The 17,971-nt window shown below is 62.9% G+C and carries 16 protein-coding genes, 1 tRNA gene and 1 pseudogene; 9 read left to right on the top strand and 9 right to left on the bottom strand.

The annotated features are described in order from the left end of the window. Nucleotides 1-143 precede the first annotated feature (143 nt). The 3 genes from clpX to tig all read right to left on the bottom strand — a co-directional run bounded on the left by clpX (nt 144) and on the right by tig (nt 3,781). A complete protein-coding gene (clpX, locus tag CIC12_RS18425; RefSeq protein WP_121318261.1) occupies nt 144-1,415 on the bottom strand; it encodes an ATP-dependent Clp protease ATP-binding subunit ClpX in 1,272 nt (423 codons plus the stop codon). A 179-nt stretch (nt 1,416-1,594) separates the two neighbouring features. Further along, the gene (clpP, locus tag CIC12_RS18420) at nt 1,595-2,248 is read right to left on the bottom strand and encodes an ATP-dependent Clp endopeptidase proteolytic subunit ClpP (RefSeq protein ID WP_007182010.1); all 654 of its coding nucleotides are present in this window, start codon (nt 2,246-2,248) and stop codon (nt 1,595-1,597) included. Between the two features lie 186 nt (nt 2,249-2,434). Then, on the bottom strand, nt 2,435-3,781 hold the full coding sequence (gene tig, locus CIC12_RS18415) for a trigger factor (protein WP_168665679.1): 1,347 nt from the start codon (nt 3,779-3,781) through the stop codon (nt 2,435-2,437). Nucleotides 3,782-4,397: 616 nt separating this feature from the next. Between tig and CIC12_RS18410 the strand changes: the two genes are divergently transcribed. After that, complete coding sequence (locus CIC12_RS18410) at nt 4,398-5,543, top strand: glycerate kinase (RefSeq protein ID WP_168665677.1); 1,146 nt, start codon at nt 4,398-4,400, stop codon at nt 5,541-5,543. Nucleotides 5,544-5,606: 63 nt separating this feature from the next. Continuing rightward, complete coding sequence (locus tag CIC12_RS18405; protein WP_168665675.1) at nt 5,607-6,059, top strand: MarR family winged helix-turn-helix transcriptional regulator; 453 nt, start codon at nt 5,607-5,609, stop codon at nt 6,057-6,059. A 144-nt stretch (nt 6,060-6,203) separates the two neighbouring features. On the opposite strand, the gene CIC12_RS18400 is transcribed toward CIC12_RS18405, so the two are convergent. Next, on the bottom strand, nt 6,204-7,682 hold the full coding sequence (locus CIC12_RS18400) for a DUF3999 domain-containing protein (RefSeq protein ID WP_168665673.1): 1,479 nt from the start codon (nt 7,680-7,682) through the stop codon (nt 6,204-6,206). 369 nt (nt 7,683-8,051) lie between these two features. Between CIC12_RS18400 and CIC12_RS18395 the strand changes: the two genes are divergently transcribed. Beyond that, nucleotides 8,052-8,339, top strand: coding sequence for a hypothetical protein (locus CIC12_RS18395; RefSeq protein WP_168665671.1), 288 nt, complete (start codon nt 8,052-8,054; stop codon nt 8,337-8,339). 114 nt (nt 8,340-8,453) lie between these two features. On the opposite strand, the gene CIC12_RS18390 is transcribed toward CIC12_RS18395, so the two are convergent. Next, nucleotides 8,454-8,540, bottom strand: a tRNA-Leu gene (locus tag CIC12_RS18390). Between the two features lie 220 nt (nt 8,541-8,760). On the opposite strand from CIC12_RS18390, the gene CIC12_RS18385 reads away from it, so the two are divergent. Beyond that, nucleotides 8,761-9,585: a squalene/phytoene synthase family protein gene (locus CIC12_RS18385; protein WP_168665723.1), complete on the top strand. Its 825-nt coding sequence runs from the start codon at nt 8,761-8,763 to the stop codon at nt 9,583-9,585. A 117-nt stretch (nt 9,586-9,702) separates the two neighbouring features. Here the strand turns inward: CIC12_RS18385 and CIC12_RS18380 are convergent, their stop codons facing one another. Then, nucleotides 9,703-10,932: a DUF1501 domain-containing protein gene (locus CIC12_RS18380; protein ID WP_168665669.1), complete on the bottom strand. Its 1,230-nt coding sequence runs from the start codon at nt 10,930-10,932 to the stop codon at nt 9,703-9,705. A gap of 765 nt (nt 10,933-11,697) precedes the next feature. Continuing rightward, on the bottom strand, nt 11,698-12,027 hold the full coding sequence (locus CIC12_RS33210; protein WP_168665668.1) for a hypothetical protein: 330 nt from the start codon (nt 12,025-12,027) through the stop codon (nt 11,698-11,700). 229 nt (nt 12,028-12,256) lie between these two features. Between CIC12_RS33210 and ompR the strand changes: the two genes are divergently transcribed. The 4 genes from ompR (at nt 12,257) to CIC12_RS18355 (ending at nt 15,724) form a co-directional block, all read left to right on the top strand. Beyond that, nucleotides 12,257-12,991 carry an osmolarity response regulator transcription factor OmpR gene (gene ompR / locus CIC12_RS18370; protein WP_006048917.1) on the top strand — a complete coding sequence of 245 codons (735 nt, stop codon included), beginning with the start codon at nt 12,257-12,259 and terminating at the stop codon, nt 12,989-12,991. 44 nt (nt 12,992-13,035) lie between these two features. After that, on the top strand, nt 13,036-14,385 hold the full coding sequence (locus CIC12_RS18365) for an ATP-binding protein (RefSeq protein ID WP_121318282.1): 1,350 nt from the start codon (nt 13,036-13,038) through the stop codon (nt 14,383-14,385). A 185-nt stretch (nt 14,386-14,570) separates the two neighbouring features. Next, nucleotides 14,571-15,119 carry a peroxiredoxin gene (locus CIC12_RS18360; protein ID WP_168665666.1) on the top strand — a complete coding sequence of 183 codons (549 nt, stop codon included), beginning with the start codon at nt 14,571-14,573 and terminating at the stop codon, nt 15,117-15,119. 71 nt (nt 15,120-15,190) lie between these two features. Next, nucleotides 15,191-15,724: a carboxymuconolactone decarboxylase family protein gene (locus CIC12_RS18355; protein ID WP_168665664.1), complete on the top strand. Its 534-nt coding sequence runs from the start codon at nt 15,191-15,193 to the stop codon at nt 15,722-15,724. Between the two features lie 113 nt (nt 15,725-15,837). On the opposite strand, the gene ispF is transcribed toward CIC12_RS18355, so the two are convergent. Beyond that, on the bottom strand, nt 15,838-16,317 hold the full coding sequence (ispF, locus tag CIC12_RS18350) for a 2-C-methyl-D-erythritol 2,4-cyclodiphosphate synthase (protein WP_168665662.1): 480 nt from the start codon (nt 16,315-16,317) through the stop codon (nt 15,838-15,840). Between the two features lie 42 nt (nt 16,318-16,359). Continuing rightward, nucleotides 16,360-17,073: a 2-C-methyl-D-erythritol 4-phosphate cytidylyltransferase gene (ispD, locus tag CIC12_RS18345; protein WP_168665660.1), complete on the bottom strand. Its 714-nt coding sequence runs from the start codon at nt 17,071-17,073 to the stop codon at nt 16,360-16,362. Between the two features lie 120 nt (nt 17,074-17,193). Between ispD and CIC12_RS18340 the strand changes: the two are divergent. Continuing rightward, nucleotides 17,194-17,971 (top strand): annotated as a pseudogene (locus tag CIC12_RS18340) (transcription-repair coupling factor); the annotation flags it as partial.

The following is a 17,971-nucleotide window of genomic DNA, read 5'->3' as shown; positions in this document are numbered from 1 at the left end:
TGCAAGCCTCCGCGTGTGGGAAAAGTTCAGTGACTCCGAAGGTTCAGTGACTCCATAGTGAAAACAACCATCCTGACCACACGATAAACGAAAAAGCCGTTCACGTCGCCATGAACGGCTTTTTTACAGAACCCGAAAGCCGATCAGTTCGAACCCGCGACCTTGGGCGCGTCTTCGTAGATCAGTAGCGGTTTGCCGTCACCGTCAATCACGTTATCGTCGATGATGACCTTGCTAACGCCTTTCATTTGCGGCAGGTCGTACATCACGTCAAGCAACGCCTGTTCCAGGATAGAGCGCAGACCACGCGCACCCGTTTTGCGACGAATGGCTTTACGCGCCACAGCCTGCAACGCACCCGGACGGATTTCCAACTCGACGCGTTCCATGTTGAACAGCTTGTGGTACTGCTTCACCAAGGCGTTCTTCGGTTCGACGAGAATTTTCATCAGCGCCGCTTCATCGAGCTTGCCGAGCGTGGCGACGACAGGCAGACGCCCGATCAGCTCGGGAATCAGACCGAACTTGATCAGATCTTCCGGCTCCACTTCGCGTAGCACTTCGCCGGCGTCACGATCCTGTTTGCTCTTCACGCTCGCGCCGAAACCGATACCGGTCTTCTCGGTACGATCGACAATGACCTTCTCGAGCCCGTCGAATGCGCCACCGCAAATGAACAGAATGTTGGTGGTATCGACCTGGATGAAGTCCTGATTCGGATGCTTACGGCCACCCTGTGGCGGCACCGACGCCATCGTGCCTTCGACCAGCTTCAGCAAAGCCTGCTGCACGCCTTCGCCCGACACGTCGCGGGTGATCGACGGGTTGTCGGACTTGCGGCTGATCTTGTCGATTTCGTCGATATAAACGATGCCGCGCTGAGCCTTGTCGACTTCGTAATTGCAGTTCTGCAGCAGCTTCTGGATGATGTTCTCGACGTCCTCGCCGACATAGCCGGCTTCCGTCAGCGTGGTTGCATCGGCAATCACGAACGGGACGTTCAGAAGGCGCGCAAGCGTCTGCGCGAGCAGCGTCTTGCCGGAACCGGTCGGACCGATCAGCAGGATGTTGCTCTTGGACAGCTCGATCTCGTCCTTCTTGTCGAGATGCTTGAGGCGCTTGTAGTGGTTGTACACCGCGACCGCGAGAATCTTCTTCGCGCGTTCCTGACCGATCACGTACTGGTCGAGAATCTCACGGATTTCCTGCGGACTCGGCAGATCGGACTTCGACAAGCCCGCCTCGATGCCCGCGCCGGCAGCCTCGTCGCGAATGATTTCGTTGCACAGGTCGATACATTCATCGCAGATGAATACCGATGGACCCGCAATCAGTTTCTTGACTTCATGCTGGCTCTTGCCGCAAAACGAGCAATACAACAGCTTTTCGCTGTTAGAACTTTTCTTGTCCGCCATAGATGTGTGAGCCTCCGGACACTCAATTACATGATACGCCGTTTGCCCCCTACCTCGCAGCGCCGCAGGGGACTTGAGCCAAGGTGACGGCGCTTGCCGCAGGCGCTCGGACGGTCTTGATTATTTCACAATCGATCTGACGGCGGTTTTGCCCCAATTAAGGGCAAAACCGCACCGGTTCAAGGACGCTTGTGTGCGACCTGGTCAACCAGACCGTAAGCTTGCGCGTCGTCGCCGGACATGAAGTTGTCACGATCGGTGTCACGCGCAATACGTTCGACGGGTTGCCCCGTATGGTGCGCGAGCAGATGGTTCAGCCGCTCCTTCAAATACAGGATTTCGCGCGCCTGGATTTCGATGTCCGACGCCTGACCGCGCGCGCCGCCCAACGGTTGGTGAATCATCACGCGCGAATTGGGCAGTGCAAACCGCTTGCCCTTTGCGCCCGCCGCCAGCAGGAATGCACCCATGCTCGCCGCGAGACCCATGCACAACGTGGAGACGTCCGGCTTGATGAACTGCATCGTGTCGTAGATCGCCATGCCGGCCGACACCGAGCCGCCCGGGCTGTTGATGTAGAAGCTGATGTCTTTGTCCGGATTCTCGCTCTCGAGAAACAGCATCTGTGCCACGACGAGATTCGCCGTCTGATCGTTCACTTCGCCGACCAGAAACACAATGCGTTCTTTGAGCAGACGCGAATAGATGTCATACGAGCGCTCGCCCCGGCCGCTCGTTTCCACGACGATCGGCACCAGTCCGAGCGCCTGCGCTTCGAGATCCCGCGACGACTGGGAGGTCAACGTGTCCAGCATTTGAGCGCGAAAGGTCATGCAATGGATCCTTGTCTGGAAATATTCTAAATATCAGATGCTGGACAGGTGGTGTACGACGAGCCCGTATTCAAGTGCGCGATCGGCGCAAACGCGTTGCAGGACACAACGCAATGCCCATTCACAGCACAAAAAAACGGCGTGCGGGCCGTCACTCCGACAGCCGGCACGCCGTTGCAGCGACGCTTACGCTTGCGCCGTCGCGCTTGCCAGTTCTTCGAAGCTCACTTCCTTGTCCGTCACCTTGGCCTTGCTGAGCACGAATTCGACGACGTTGGCTTCAACGACGTACGCTTCCATTTCAGCAAGACGTTGCTGGTTGGAATAATACCAGCGGACGACTTCCTTCGGGTCTTCGTAGCTTTTCGCGAATTCGTCGACTTCGGCGCGAATCTGCTCCGGCTTGGCTTGCAGTTCGTTGGCCTTGACCAGCTCGGCCAGCACGAGGCCCAGCTTGACCCGGCGCTCGGCCTGCTCCTTGAACATGGCGGCCGGGATCGGCGCGTCTTTGGCGTTCGGCACGCCGCGTTGCTCCAGATCCTGGCGCGCCATCGCGACGAGGCGTTCCTGGTCCTGTTCGATCAGCGCGTTCGGCACCTCGAGTTCCGAAATCTTCAGCAGCGCGTCCATCACCTGGTTCTTGACGATGGCTTGCGTGCGGCGCTTCGCTTCGCGCTCGAGGTTGTCCTTGATCTCGGCGCGCATCTTGACCTGGTCGCCGTCTTCGATACCGAGCGACTTCGCGAAGTCTGCGTCGATTTCCGGCAGATGCGCCCACTCGATCTTCTTCATTGTGATCGTGAATTGCGCCGTTTTGCCCGCCACGTCCTTGCCGTGATAGTCATCAGGGAACGCCAGATCGAATTCCTTCGCCTCGCCGACTTTCAGGCCTTGCGCCGCCTTTTCGAATTCCGGCAGCATGCGGCCTTCGCCCAGCACGAACGCGAAGTCTTCCGCGCTGCCGCCCTGGAACACTTCACCGTCGATCTTGCCGACGAAGTCGACCGTCACGCGATCACCGTCTTTCGCTGCCGTATCCGCGCCGCCGTCGCCATGCTCGCCGGCTTCGCCGCGCGCGTGGAAGTGCACGCGCTGCTTGCGCAGGATTTCCAGCGTGCGGTCGATTTCCGCTTCGCTGATGGTGGTCGTGGTGCGCTCGATCTCAGCCGTGGCGACGTCGCCCAGCTTCACTTCCGGGTACACCTCGAAGGTCGCGTCGAACGCGTAGTCGCCTTCGACTGCGTCGGCCTTCGGCGCGAAGCTCGGCTGACCGGCAACGCGCAGGTTCTCCGCGCGGCTGATGTCGAAGAATTCCTTGCCGACCTTGTCGCTCAGCACTTCGGCTTCCACCTGGCCCGAATACTGTTGCGTCACCATCTTGAGCGGCACCTTGCCCGGGCGGAAACCCGGCATGCGCACGTTCTTCGCGAGTTGACGGATACGCGAGTCCACTTCCTTCTGCACGGCGTCCTTCGGCAGGGAAATCGTTACGCGGCGTTCGAGCTTGCCGAGGTTCTCAACAACGTTAGCCATGGCTTCAATCGTCCTAAAATTATTCGAGCGAATCAGTTATCTTCTCCGTGCCGCTTTTCGATGTCGGCGATGTCGCGTTTGCGTCGTTTAGCATCGATTGCGCGCCTGCGCCGCGGGCTTGCAGGCCGCCGGCAGCACGGTTGGGTCCAAAGAGCCGAATATTTTAGCAAACTATTTGCGCGCCCAGCCGGGATTCGATGAAAGCGCGGGTTTTTATCGGCATTCCGGGCGCTTTCGCTGCTGTTTTGGCACGGTTCCGGTGCGGGTGGCGTGCCGCTTGTGTCGTCCCGGGCACGCGCGCAGGCATATTTCTTCACGCCTGCGCTGTCTGCTGCGCGAAGGTTGCGGGGACGAGCGGGTGGCCGCGTCGATTGCGAAGCTCTCGCTTCGCCTTCAGAAAACGGTTCCGATTCGCCACGCGTTGTGGCGTGCCGGCTGCCTGCGGCGACCGGCAACCATCGCACACCCGGTGCGACACGGCAGACGATCCCGACTATGCCTTTCGACATATTCAGCCGGCCAGCCCATGCTGATAAGCTAGTGAACGCGCTCGGGACTGCATTCGCATCATGTCATTGCCCCGCCTTCACAACGATTCCAACCACTCAGAGACACCATGCCGAATTCGCCGTCCTCGCCCGTCGTCGTCATTGCCCCCGACTCCTTCAAAGGCTCGCTTAGCGCGGAGCAGGTCGCGCAGGCGATCGCAACCGGCATCCTGCGCGCTCGCCCCGACGCCAGCGTGCGCATCTGCCCGATGGCCGACGGCGGCGAAGGCACCCTCGACGCCATGCTCACGAGCGGCGGCGAACGCCGCAAGCTGAGCGTGCGCGGCGCGGCCGGTCCCCTGCGTGAAGCGCTGACGGGCCTGCTCACGGATGGCAGCGCGATCATCGAGACGGCCGAAATCGTCAGCATCACCGATCCGGTCGGAATGGGCGTGCCAGTCGAAGCACGCAGCACGCGCGGCATGGGCGAAGCCATTCGCGCGCTGCTCGACGCCGGCGTGCGGCGCTTTTTCGTCGCGCTCGGCGGCAGCAGTACCAACGACGGCGGCGCCGGCCTGCTGGCCGGCCTCGGCCTCAAACTCTTCGACGCGCAAGGCAACCAGCTCGAAGGCACGCCCGAACAGCTGGCGCGCGTCGCGCGTCTCGACGTCTCGCAACTGGACGCCCGGCTCGCAGACACGCAGTTCGTCGGCATGTCGGACGTGGATAACCCGCTCACCGGCGAGCACGGCGCGACAGCGGTCTTCGGTCCGCAAAAAGGCGTCAAGCCCGACCAGGTCGCGTCGATCGACTCCGCCCTCGCCCATTTTGCCGACCTGCTCGAGGCCGCGCTCGGCCGCAGGGCGCGCGATCAGCCCGGTGCGGGCGCGGCCGGCGGCCTCGGCTTCGCGCTGCATATGCTCGGCGCGCAGTTCGAGCCGGGCGCGGAAACGGTCGCGCGGCAGATCAGCCTCGATGCGGCGCTCGAAGGCGCAAACTGGCTGATTACCGGCGAAGGCCGTTCGGACGTGCAAACGCTGCACGGCAAAGCGCCCTTTATCGCGTGCGGTCATGCGCGAGCGGCCGGCGTACCTGCCACGCTGCTCTCCGGAGGGGTCGACTCCGCTGCGTTGCCTCGTCTGGCCGACTACTTCAGCGGTTGCTTTTCTCCGGCACCCGGACCGATCACGCTCGACGTCGCGATTCGCGATGCAGCACGCCTGCTCGCCGACGTGGCCGAACAACTGACGCGCCTCAAATACGGCTCGCGTTGACCGGCGGAACGGTTGCGGCAACAATCACTGCGCTGCGACCGCTCCACTCACCACGGGATCAACATGAAGGACTCCGCCAAGGCCGGCCTCGAACAGTTCCTCACGTATCGTCTGCACGTGCTGAACAAACTCGCGGAGCGCGGCATCAGCGAGCGTTATCAGGCGAAACTCGGCGTGAGCCTGCCGGAAGCGCGGGTGATTGCATCGGTGGGTTCGTTCGGACCGTTCTCCATCATGGAGCTGGCGAGGCATGCCAATCTCGACAAAAGTCAGGCGAGCCGCGCGGCCGAAGCGATGATCCGGCAAGGGCTCGTGCAGCGCCGGCCAAGTGCCGAAGACGGTCGTGTGGTGCTGGTGTCGCTGACACCGGAGGGCCGCGCGCTGTACCGGAAGGTCATGCCGATCGCGCGCAAGTGGAACGGCGATATGTTCGATTGCCTCGACGAGCGGGAAAAGGCCGCCTTCGGCAATGCGCTCGACAAAATCATCGAGACGATGATTGAGCGAGTGGCATAAGCGGTGGGAGCGTGGACGGACCACGAGGGCTCTGCGCTGGTCTGCCTTGAATACGGCTCGCTCCGCGCGGATTGATCCGCCGCGGTGCCAACACAGCCCTGTTCGTTTGACGACGCGGCGGGTCAACCCCATCCGCTCGCCCAGTCAGCTTTTCTCGTGGTCCGGCCCATCGTCGATATTCGCATTGCCACCGATTCCCGCATCGTCCATCGCGGCGCTTGTCACGCCGGGCGCTGCGGCCACATCAGCGGCCACTTCCCGCACGCGTGACTGCGCAATCCGCGCGAGCCACCACGCGATCATCCCGAGTGAACTCACGGCCAGTGCCAAAGCCACCCACGACAGATACCGGCGCGGCGCATGCGCATCGCTGAGCACCGAGGAGCCTGCGCGCGTGCCTTGCGCCGCTGGCAGCGGCACATCACCCAGACGCGCGCTCGCCACGGTCGACGCCGCGCCCGCCAGCAACTCATCGCGCGCCACCGCTGCCGATGATGCAGCCGCGCTCCCCACCATCAACACGAACGGTGCGGCTCCGCGCGCGGCAAAACTCAGCGTCGCCGGCTGCCAGCCCACAGCAACGGTCAAACTGCCGCTGCCCAGTGCGCCACTGCGCGTATCGACCACCACCCGCCATTGACGATCAGTGTCCGGCTTCAACTCGAGCGATGGATTGTTCTGCTCCACCGCGCCGTTATGCAAGCGGAACAGCGTCGCCCTGGAGACCTCGCGCCAAGGCGCGTCCAGTCCCGCTCGTGAGTACACGACGGCAGGCACCACCGTATTGGGCTGCGGCAGGCTCACGCGCAAACGGTCTACCGGGTACGGGCCGCCCGTCGTGAAAAAATAGTCGCCGGCTCCCGGACCCGCGTGAGCGACGATGCCTTCGCGCCATTCGCGCTGCGCGTCGCCCCGTCGCGCCGGTCCGGCGACGCCCGTGTGCACCTCGGCGTCCATCGACTCGACATACGGCACGCCATCGAGCCAGTGCAGTCGCAGATAACGCGCGTGGGCGCCGTCCAGTTCGATGCGGTCCTGACTCAGCAGGCTGCCGTTGTAGTGGACCTTCAGGAGTTGCGCATCGCCCGCGGGTTGCCAGTGACGCAAATCGTCGCTCGACTCGATGCTCACGCGGCCCTGGTAGTTGTCGTCGCGCAGATGCACGCGCAGCGCGCCGATCTGCCCTGATCGCGGCGCGCGTCCCGTATCGATCAGATCTACGTCATGCTGCGCGCGCGGCGGCGGCGCCGAGGTCGCGCGCAACGATCCATCGGCAGCCATCGCTACGCCGACTGGTGCACCGTTGCCGCCTGGCGCGGCTGGCAGCACGGGAAACCAGCTTACGGCTCGCAGAGCCGGCGCGGGGCGCGCGGGTTCGCGCGGCGTGTCGAGCGAGTACGGCACTGCTTCGCCTGCGTCGTTGAATACGCGCACGTCGCCGAGGTCGTTACGCTGGCTCGCCGCATAGACGGTCGCCGGCAGCGTCACGCTGTAGTACGCGGCGCCGTCTTCGAGCTGGAGCGCAAAACGCTGCGCGAAATGGTCGGCTGCGGCTGCAGGCGGCGACGTCCAGGCAGCGGCGATTGCAAAGCACCAGGCGGTCAGTCTCAAAGCTTGCGTCATTGTTCAGTTTCCGGGACTACAGCTCAGGAGTGAAACGGGGATGGAGGCAGCAGGTCAGACAGCGAAAGGATGACGACGATTGCCGTCGGAGCGCACCGCCAGCCAGGCAGAACGTCCGGCTAGCCGTCCACATGATCGCGCTAGTACACAGACCATCGAGCATACCTAAACTGACGCCCGCATGCGTCGAGGCGACGTCCGCCGGCCGCGAACCGGTGACCCACGCCGGGATACTGCACAAACGGTGCACAACGCGCGCACAACCCGTGCGGCCATCCCGCCGAATTCGCGACAGCCCGCCAACCATGTCAAAATTCGGCACCGGCCAACGAGCCTTCACCCTCCCACTTTTCATCCAAGGAAGTTTCAGTGGACATCAACAAACAGGTCGCAGCCCTCACCGCTTCGGAACTCCAGACTGCCGGCGCAAGCCAGGCGACGGCGATCGCGGTCAGCGTACTGCTGCGTCATCTTCGTTCGCCCGAACTGGTCAAACTGTTGTCGTCGGCATTCGAAAACCATCAGGCGGTCATGCTGCAAACGCCGTGGCCGGAGCAGATGCTGCAGGCTTTCGAATCGACCCGCCGTTTCCTCGAAGGCGCAGCGCAGGCGGACCTGCCGGGCGCACAGGCGCAATCGGACACGCCGGGCGCCTGAGGCGATGGCGGGCAGGCCTTGCCCGATACACACAGCAACACACAGCAGAGTTACGCCAAAAACAAAAAACCCCGTCAGTCCAACGACTTAACGGGGTTTTTCGCTACAGATAAATGGTGCGAGGGAGGGGACTCGAACCCCTACACCCTTGCGGGCGTCAGGACCTAAACCTGGTGCGTCTACCAATTTCGCCACCCTCGCAGCCGGGCACGCCGCCAAGCGTCCTGCCCGATGTCCTGCCTGCTCGCGGCCGCGCCAGGAACACGCGCCCGAAAGCGTAAGCGCGAGATTCTAACCGATTGATTCGCGCTTGTCTGCATCTGTCCAGTGTCTGTGGAAGCGGCGCCGATGCTAGAATTTCCGGCTTGACGCAGGCACGCCGTGCCCTTCTTCGCCTGCCCTTCCCCACATGCCCCATCCCGTGAATTTCGACGAATATTGCCAGCAGAAAGCGGCGCCCCCCGGATCGAGCACTTACTATGCGCTTCGGCAGGCGCCCACAGCAAGCCAGCCATTGCTGACGGCGCTGTTCGCATTGCGCCGCGAGTTCGAGGAAACGGTCAAGGAAACCAGCGATCCGACCATCGGCCGCACGAAGCTCGCATGGTGGCAAAAAGAGATCGCCGCGCTGGCTTCGGGCTCGCCCTCGCACCCGGTTTCCAAGGCGCTGGCCGCCTATCTTCCCGACGTGAAAGGGGAATATCCGGCGCTGCAGGCGTTGCTCGCCGGCTTCGAAATCGATCTCGACCAGGCGCGTTACCTCGACTATCCGAATCTGCAACGCTATATGCAAAGCGTCGGGGGCACCTTTGCGTCGCTGGTGGCACGCGCGACGGCGAAGGACGCCGCGCAGGCACCGGCTTGGGCGGCGCCTCTCGGCGAGGCGCTCACGCTCGCGCAGTTGGTCGCCGAAACGGGCAATGACGCGCGGCACGGCCGCATCTATGTTCCGATCGACGAAATGCAGCGCTTCAACGTCACCGCAGCCGATCTGATCAACCGGAAATACACCGACGCGTTCACCGAGCTGATGCGTTTCGAAACCGGCCGCGCGCGCACCGCGCTGCAAACGGCGCTCGCCGCGGTGCCCGCGCACGAGCGCCGCGCGCAGCGCACGCTGCTTGCGTTGGCGGCGCTGGCGTCGGCCCTGCTGGATGAAATCGAACGCGACGGCTATCACGTTCTGCATCAACGCATCGCGTTGACGCCGATCCGCAAACTGTGGATCGCGTGGCGTGCGAAATAGAAGCGACGGGCCGACGCAGCACGGTGCGCTGCCCGGTGCTGTTTTGGCTTCGCTTCGCGCAACTGGCTGCTGAGGCGATCAGTCATCGAAAGCATCGCCATCGCGCTCAATTCACCATCAAACGTTCAATAGCGGCAACGGCTCGAACCGCTGCTGCAAAATCGCCGATGCATCGAGCCCCCACCAGGGTCCCAGGACGGTTGCATAGAGTTGCCGAAAATCGACGCCCAGCGGCATATTGCCGTTGCCATCAAGCCGCGCGAGGGTGGGCGGCATGCCGTACAAGCCGCCCCGCACACGTCCGCCCATCACGAAATGCGGTGCGACGGTGCCGTGCTCGGTGCCCCTGCTCTCATTCTCTCGCGGACGACGTCCGAACTCGGCATAACTCATCACCAGCGTGCTGTCCCAGCGGTCGAGTTCGACGAGCGCCGATTTCATCGCGGACACCCCTTCCCCCAGTTGCCTGAGCAACGCGGTCTGCTGAACCGGTTGGTTCTGGTGCGTATCGAAACCACTCAGCGTCAGGCGGATGACGGCGACGCCCGGGCTGCTTCTGGTCAAGCCGCGCGCGGTGTTCGCAAAAGGGAGGTCCTTCGGCGCATCGCGAGTGGCGAACATTTGCATCGCCGCTCTGATCGAACTACCGAATGCGCCGCCGGGAAACACCGTCTTCAATTGCGCATGACGCTGCGTGGGGCGGGCGCGATCGGCGGCGTTCGGGATGCTGCTGCCGACATTGTTGTGAAGACGCGTCTGCGGGGATGCCAGCGTCGTGGGCCACGTCATGTCGACGAACTGTGCCGGATTGTCCAGAGAGAGCGCACGTGCGCCGTGCGCGAGCGGTCCCATTTCGGCGCTGCCGATCACGACGCCATCGGCGGCAAAGCCGGCGGGCACCGGCGTCTGCGCGAAGGCGCGTGTCAACCAGCCGTCGCGCAGATACTGGTCGGAGCGCGACGCGGTGTCCCAGATTTCGGTCGATCGGAAATGCGAGACGTTCGGCTGCGCATAGCCGACGCCCTGCACGATGGCCAACTGCCGGCTGCGCCAAAGCGGAAGCAGCGGCCGCAACGATGGATGCAGCGCGGTATGCTCGTCGAGTTGAATCGCCTGCTCGCGCTTGATACCGATATTTCTGCGCAGCGCGTAATAGGTGGGATCGGCAAACGGAATCACGGTGTTCAATCCATCGTTGCCGCCTTTCAGCTCGATCAGAATCAGGAGGTTGTCGTACCCTCGGCTTGGGGACATGCCAGCCGCCATCGCCTGCGCGCCGAACGAACGCGGCATCCAGAGCGTCGCGCCGGTGGCTGCGCCGATCGACAGAAAGCTGCGTCGTTTCATTGTTACCCTCGTTCTATCGGTATGGCGCAGATCGTGTCAACGTCGACGTGTCGAGCGAGGCACGCGCGGTCGAACGGGTCGGGATCGCGCCGACTCGCGTGAGCGGCAAGACCATGCGCTGCAGCGACGGTTGAATCTGCAACCCCGATTTCGCTATGGGCGTAGTGATGCAAGACGCGAGCGAGGCTCGCGACATCGAAGCGTACGCCACCTTGACCGGTTCTCGCTATATGCGTTCCAACGACGGCTGTTTCTGCATCGTGGACGACCCCTTGTTCGCCCGCGAACTTCGAGTATCGACAATCCGATGAGCCTGACGCTACGGGCGAAGTCCCTACTTGAGCTTGCGCTGCGAATGGGCGGGTGTCATCGAGCCGCCTCGGCATCCCGGCACAATAGCCTGCTCAGCTATGCAGGCGGGCTTTCCCCGACACTCAGCGTGAAACGGCTATTTGAGAGCAGCATCCACAGTGTGTTCGTCGGCTCCCACACACAGGCTGCGCGTAATGTTTCGTAATGCGGCGCACGTGCACGCTGCCATTCGACATGCTGATCCTCGGCGCTCGCGACTACTCCCCGCCCGGCGAAGCTTCAGCAGTCATCCCGGTTGACGAACACAAAGAACGTTGTCGCGCAGGCGCATGCAGATCGCTCCACTGCGTTCAACAGCCGAGGAGACGCGCATTGATCGATGGGAAGCACGACGAGAATTTTTCACGCGGCGAAGCTGCGCGACCTAAGTGCCACGAGCGGGCACGCAAAAAGCTACCGCTTGTAGAGTTCGCGCACAGCATCTTCGATGTGCTGGCGCAACAGGCGCCGTTCGTCGGGTGTCATGTGGCCATCGCGACGACGCTGATCAAGATCGGGGGGAACTGCAGTGCGCAACATGATGTCTGATGCGGGGCGATCGGCATTCGGGCTATTGCGGCGGCTGGTCCGCGAGTTGCCGGGCCGGGGCGCGTGCTCACTCGCAGCTCTGTCGGCGGAAGGCTGGGCATGGGCGAGCGTTGGTCCCAGTGAGCCTGCAAGCGTACCGGCAACCGCCAGTGCAATGACGCTCAGGCGCACATTCGGCCAAACCCCTCCCTTCATGTTGTTCCCTTCGTGGCGCGGCAACCGGCTACCTCAAATGCGTATACAGACCCCGGTAACGAGCCGGGTGCGAGAGTTGTGGTCGAGTGAAGTATCCACCGAACAGCCGCATTGAGTAAAGGAGTCTACCTGCCCGAGCTTTACGTCGTGCCACAGTGCGGGTAAATTTTGTAACTGACTGTAACCCCGTAAACGATGCAACCGCGCGCCACTTTCTAATCGCGCTAAGATGCCGACCATGGAAACCAAAAACCCTTCGAAAATCCTCGTCGTCGATGACGATCCTCGTCTGCGCGATCTGCTGCGCCGCTATCTCGGCGAACAGGGCTTCAATGTCTACGTCGCCGAGAATGCGCCGTCGATGAACAAGCTCTGGGTGCGTGAGCGCTTCGATCTGCTGGTGCTCGATCTGATGCTGCCCGGCGAAGACGGCCTGTCGATCTGCCGCCGCCTGCGCGGCAGCAACGACCGTACGCCGATCATCATGCTGACGGCCAAGGGTGAAGACGTCGATCGTATCGTCGGCCTTGAAATGGGCGCTGACGACTACCTGCCCAAGCCGTTCAATCCGCGCGAACTGGTCGCGCGCATTCACGCGGTGCTGCGCCGCCAGTCGCCCTCGGAATTGCCGGGCGCGCCGTCCGAAACGACCGAAGTGTTCGAGTTCGGCGAGTTCGCGCTGAATCTCGCCACCCGCACGCTCACCAAGGCCGGACAGGAAATTCCCCTGACCACGGGCGAGTTCTCGGTGCTCAAGGTGTTCGCGCGTCATCCGCGCCAGCCGCTGTCGCGTGAAAAGCTGATGGAACTCGCGCGCGGCCGTGAATACGAAGTCTTCGACCGCAGCCTCGACGTGCAGATCTCACGTCTGCGCAAGCTGATCGAACCCGATCCGGGCAGCCCGCGTTTCATTCAGACCGTCTGGGGTCTGGGCTACGTCTTCATTCCCGACGGTGCGGCCTGAATTTGTTTCAGTTTCCTGCCTCTGATTTCAGATAAGAAGGGCCCATGCGGATCGACCGGCGCCTCCTGACGCTCGCGTTCGGCGGCCTTTTCTGGCGGACCTTTCTGTTGATCGCACTGTTGATCGCAGTCAGTCTCGCCGCGTGGTTCCAGAGCTTCCGCGTGATCGAACGCGAGCCGCGCGCACAGCGCGTGGCGTTGCAGCTCGTCGCGATCGTCAAGCTCACGCGCACCGCACTCCTCTATTCCGATCCCGATCTGCGGCGCGCGCTGCTGCAGGATCTGGAAAGCAATGAAGGGGTGCGCGTGTACCCGCGCGAAGCTACCGACAAATACAAACTCCAGCCCGACGAATCGCTGAACCGCCTGATCGAACACGACATCCGGGGCCGCCTCGGCGACGACACCGTCATCGCGCAAAGCGTGAACGACATCAACGGCGTGTGGATCAGCTTCAAGATCGACGACGACGACTACTGGGTCGCGCTCGACCGCGATCAGCTCGACAACGCGACCGGTCTGCAATGGGCCGGCTGGGGCGTGTTCGCGCTGGCGCTGTCGCTGTTCGGCGCGGCCTTCATCACGAGTCTGGTGAACCGGCCGTTCGCCCGGCTCGCGATGGCCGCGCGTAAAGTCGGCTCGGGTCAGTCGCCTGAGCCGCTGCCCGAGCGCGGCATGGGCGTGGCCGCCGAAACCAACCGCAGTTTCAACCAGATGGTGCAGGACCTCGAACAGCTCGAAGCCGATCGCGCGCTGATGCTCGCGGGCATCTCACACGATCTGCGCACGCCGCTCGCGCGGCTGCGGCTCGAAACCGAAATGAGCCCCTCGGACCAGAGCACGAAAGACGCGATGGTCGACGACATCGAGCAGATGGACATGATCATCGGCCGCTTCCTCGATTACGCGCGCCCGGTGCAGCGCGTGCCGGAGCCGGTCGACCTGTCCGTGATCGCCAGCGAACTGGCTGCGCGCATGCAGAGCGAGGACAGCATGCGCCTGATCACGCGGCTCGCGCCCTCGGCGGTGATCGAGGCCGATGAAACCGACATGCGGCGCGTGGTCGGCAATCTGCTGGAGAACGCGCGCAAATACGGCCTGAGCGACGGCGACGGCGTCCCGCACGTGATTCTGGAGACGCGGGTGTCGCATTCGCGGGTCGAACTGTCGGTGGTCGACGAAGGCCCCGGCATTCCGGAAGACCAGTTGGCGCTTGTCACCCGGCCGTTCTACCGGGTGAATTCGGCGCGCACCCAGGCCAACGGCACGGGCCTCGGCATGGCGATCGTTCAGCGCCTCGTGGGCCGCTATCGCGGTGCGCTGCGCTTACGCAATCGCACGCCCGGGCCCGGCCTCGAAGTCACGATCGAGTTTCCGCTCGCCAAAGGCGTCTGAACGGAACGGGCGCGGTCTTCTCTGCAACGCTGTCGACGCGTTGAATAATAACTATCCAGATCGGTAGAAAAAACTATTAGGCCCATATTTTTATAGAAATATAGTGGGACGGTATAACGCGCTCGTTGCAACGAGTTGCTAGCCTCGACATGCTGTTTTTTTCCAACCCACGAAGGAGCACTCGCATGAAAACCGTTGGCGATAAAATCGAAGCGTTCACCGTCACCGCCGCCAAGCCGGGCTTCAATCACCATGAAGAAAACGGCGCGTCGGCGTTCGAAGAAATCACGGAGCAGTCGTTCCCGGGCAAGTGGAAAATCATCTATTTTTACCCGAAAGATTTCACGTTCGTGTGTCCGACGGAGATCGTCGAGTTCGGCAAATTCGCCGGCGATTTCGAAGAGCGTGATGCAGTGTTGATGGGTGGCAGCGTCGACAACGAATTCGTGAAACTGGCATGGCGCCGCGAACACAAGGACCTGAGCAAGCTGAACCACTATTCGTTCGGCGACGTGAAGGGCGAACTGATCGACCAGCTCGGCGTGCGCGACAAGGAAGCCGGCGTCGCGCTGCGCGCCACGTTCATCGTCGATCCGGACAATACGATCCAGCACGTGTCAGTGAACAACCTGAACGTCGGCCGCAATCCGGAAGAAGTGCTGCGTCTTCTCGACGGCCTGCAAACGGACGAACTGTGTCCTTGCAATCGCGCAGTCGGCGGTGCAACGCTTTAAGCCGTGCCGTCAAAAACCCGCCAGCCTCGAAGAGGCAGCGGGTTTTTATCGACAATCCGATAGGAGATGCGATGGAATTCCTGGCTTCGATCAAGGCACGCGTGCCCGACTACGCGAAGGACATCCGGCTGAACCTCGACGGGACGATTGCCCGCTCGTCGCTCGAAGGCAACGACGCGGTCGGCGTCGCGCTGGCGGCGGCATTTGCCGCCAGAAGCACGGTGATCGTCGACGCGATTCGCCATGCCGGCGTGTTGTCGCCGGAAGAAACCCAAGGCGCGCTGACGGCCGCCGCGCTGATGGGCATGAACAACGTCTGGTACCCGTACGTCGAGATGACGGAGAGCGCGGATATCAAATCGCAACCGGCGCAGTTACGGATGAACGCTTACGCGTCGCATGGCGGCGTGGACAAGCGGCGTTTCGAGATGTACGCGTTGGCGGCGTCGATCATCGGCAAATGCCATTTTTGCGTGAAGTCGCACTTCGATACGCTGGTCGCCGAGGGCATGAGTTCCACGCAATTGCGCGACGTAGGCCGAATTGCGGCGGTGATCAACGCGGCTGCGCAGTGCATTGCCGCCGGGGGCGCAGAGGGCGAATAGCGGGTTGAGCGCGCGCTGCGCGGCCATGGGCCACCCGCGCATCATGTAACCGGAGGGTCTGCGTAGCCTTCGTTCGTCCGGCCGCCTGCCTGCGCGAAGGCCGTTCACCCGATTCAGCTCTTGACCAGCAGCGCCACGGCTTGCGCTTCAATCCCCTCGCCTCTGCCGAGATAGCCGAGCTTCTCGTTGGTCTTCGCCTTGACATTGACCCGCTCGATGGGCAGGCCGAGATCGGCGGCGATGTTCACGCGCATGCCTTCGATATGAGGCGCCAGCTTCGGCGCCTGAGCGACCACGCTGCTATCCACGTTGGCAATCGCAAATCCCGCCGCCTTCACGCGCGCGACGCATTCGCGCAACAGCACGCGGCTGTCCGCGCCGTCGAACTTCGCGTCGCTGTCGGAGAAATGGCGGCCGATATCGCCCAGCGCGGCAGCGCCGAACAGCGCGTCGGTGATTGCATGCAGCAGAACGTCGGCATCCGAATGGCCGAGCAGCCCACGCTCATAAGGAATCGTCACGCCGCCGATAATCAATGGACGCCCCGGCACCAGCGCGTGCACATCGTACCCTTGCCCAATTCTCAAATCCATATGCGTCAAGTCCTCAAGTCCGCCAGCTAAAATTGAAATTCATCACGAAGCCGCAGGCCGGCTCAGAATCGCCTCGGCCAGATCGAAATCTTCCGGATAAGTCACCTTGAAGTTTCGCAAGCTGCCTTGCACGAGCTTCGGCGCATGTCCGAACCATTCGATCGCGCTTGCTTCGTCGGTGAGGTCGTGACCGTCGGCCTGCGCGCGCAGGATCGCTTCACGCAACATCCCGATGCGGAACATCTGCGGCGTCTGCGCCTGCCACAAGCCGTCGCGCGCTTCAGTGCGGGCGATGCGGCCATCGGCGGACGCGGCGTCGATCCGTTTTAACGTATCGGCCACCGGCAACGCCATGATGCCGCCCACCGGGTCGTTTTTCAGCGAGCCGGTCAGCGTGCGGATCAGCGCCGGCGTGATGCCGGGGCGCGCCGCATCGTGCACCAGCACCCAGTCGTCGTCGCGCGCGCCGAACTCGGCGAGCGCATGCAGGCCGTTCAGCACCGACGCCTGGCGTGACGCGCCGCCCGAGCGGCGCACCGCGAAGCGCAAGCCGCCGAAGCGGCGGGCGTCGAAGTGCTGGTCGTCGGGCGCAATCACGACCAGAGTTTGCGCAAATTCGCTGCACGCGTCGAACGCGGCGAGTGAGTAATGCAACATGTCGCGACCGGCGACAGTGCGATATTGTTTGGGCATCGCGGCGCCGGAACGGCTGCCGGTGCCTGCGCACGGAATCAGGGCAAATAGACGGGAAGTCACGAGTGCGGATGCCGCGAGGTCAAAGTAAAGGACGGATTTTATAATAGGTGCTTCGCATCCACGCCCCGAGGCGCGTAAACTTGGCCGTCCGTGTGAGCCCGAGGCCGCTTTCTCTCTTCTATGCCAGATATCGCCGCATCATCGCAGTCCTCCTCCCCCGTCGCGCTCGTCAAGGCCGGCCAGCGTTTCGTCTTCGACGGCACGCACGGCTCCTCCGACGCGCTGCTGATCGCCCGCTACCATCTCGCCTGGCGCGAGAAGGTGCCACTGCTGGCGGTCGTGTGCGAAAGCGCTGTCGATGCACAGCGTCTGTCGCAGGAAATCGGCTTTTTCGCGCCCGACGCGCGGGTGCGTCTGCTGCCCGACTGGGAGACGCTGCCTTACGATACCTTTTCGCCGCATCAGGACCTCGTCTCCGAGCGCCTCGCCACACTGCACGATCTCGGCGAAGGGCGTTGCGACATCCTGCTGGTGCCCGCCACCACGGCGCTATACCGGATGCCGCCCGCGTCGTTCCTTGCGGCCTATACGTTCTCCTTCTCGCAGGGCGAGCGTCTCGACGAAGCGAAACTCAAGGCGCAACTGACGCTCGCCGGCTACGAGCACGTGAGCCAGGTCGTGCGGCCCGGCGAGTACTGCGTACGCGGCTCGCTGCTCGATCTGTATCCCATGGGCTCGCCGCTGCCTTACCGGATCGACCTGTTCGACGACCAGGTCGACTCGATCCGCGCGTTCGATCCGGACACGCAGCGCAGCCTCTATCCGGTCAAGGACGTGCGCTTGCTGCCAGGCCGCGAATTCCCGTTCGACGAAGCCGCTCGCACCGCTTTCCGCAGCCGCTGGCGCGAGACCTTCGAGGGTGATCCGAGCCGCGCGTCGATCTATAAGGACATCGGCA

The organism is Paraburkholderia sp. SG-MS1 (assembly GCF_012275575.1).
Taxonomy (GTDB): domain Bacteria; phylum Pseudomonadota; class Gammaproteobacteria; order Burkholderiales; family Burkholderiaceae; genus Paraburkholderia.
Note: the sequence above shows the minus strand (reverse complement) of the source record. Positions and strands in the feature narration are given on the sequence as shown.

What these genes read in the sequence shown, in the direction of transcription:
- clpX (WP_121318261.1), bottom strand. Translation starts at nt 1,415, where the DNA reads ATGGCGGACAAGAAAAGTTCTAACAGCGAAAAGCTGTTGTATTGCTCG.
- clpP (WP_007182010.1), bottom strand. Translation starts at nt 2,248, where the DNA reads ATGACCTTTCGCGCTCAAATGCTGGACACGTTGACCTCCCAGTCGTCG.
- tig (WP_168665679.1), bottom strand. Translation starts at nt 3,781, where the DNA reads ATGGCTAACGTTGTTGAGAACCTCGGCAAGCTCGAACGCCGCGTAACG.
- CIC12_RS18410 (WP_168665677.1), top strand. Translation starts at nt 4,398, where the DNA reads ATGCCGAATTCGCCGTCCTCGCCCGTCGTCGTCATTGCCCCCGACTCC.
- CIC12_RS18405 (WP_168665675.1), top strand. Translation starts at nt 5,607, where the DNA reads ATGAAGGACTCCGCCAAGGCCGGCCTCGAACAGTTCCTCACGTATCGT.
- CIC12_RS18400 (WP_168665673.1), bottom strand. Translation starts at nt 7,682, where the DNA reads ATGACGCAAGCTTTGAGACTGACCGCCTGGTGCTTTGCAATCGCCGCT.
- CIC12_RS18380 (WP_168665669.1), bottom strand. Translation starts at nt 10,932, where the DNA reads ATGAAACGACGCAGCTTTCTGTCGATCGGCGCAGCCACCGGCGCGACG.
- CIC12_RS33210 (WP_168665668.1), bottom strand. Translation starts at nt 12,027, where the DNA reads ATGAAGGGAGGGGTTTGGCCGAATGTGCGCCTGAGCGTCATTGCACTG.
- ompR (WP_006048917.1), top strand. Translation starts at nt 12,257, where the DNA reads ATGCCGACCATGGAAACCAAAAACCCTTCGAAAATCCTCGTCGTCGAT.
- CIC12_RS18365 (WP_121318282.1), top strand. Translation starts at nt 13,036, where the DNA reads ATGCGGATCGACCGGCGCCTCCTGACGCTCGCGTTCGGCGGCCTTTTC.
- CIC12_RS18360 (WP_168665666.1), top strand. Translation starts at nt 14,571, where the DNA reads ATGAAAACCGTTGGCGATAAAATCGAAGCGTTCACCGTCACCGCCGCC.
- CIC12_RS18355 (WP_168665664.1), top strand. Translation starts at nt 15,191, where the DNA reads ATGGAATTCCTGGCTTCGATCAAGGCACGCGTGCCCGACTACGCGAAG.
- ispF (WP_168665662.1), bottom strand. Translation starts at nt 16,317, where the DNA reads ATGGATTTGAGAATTGGGCAAGGGTACGATGTGCACGCGCTGGTGCCG.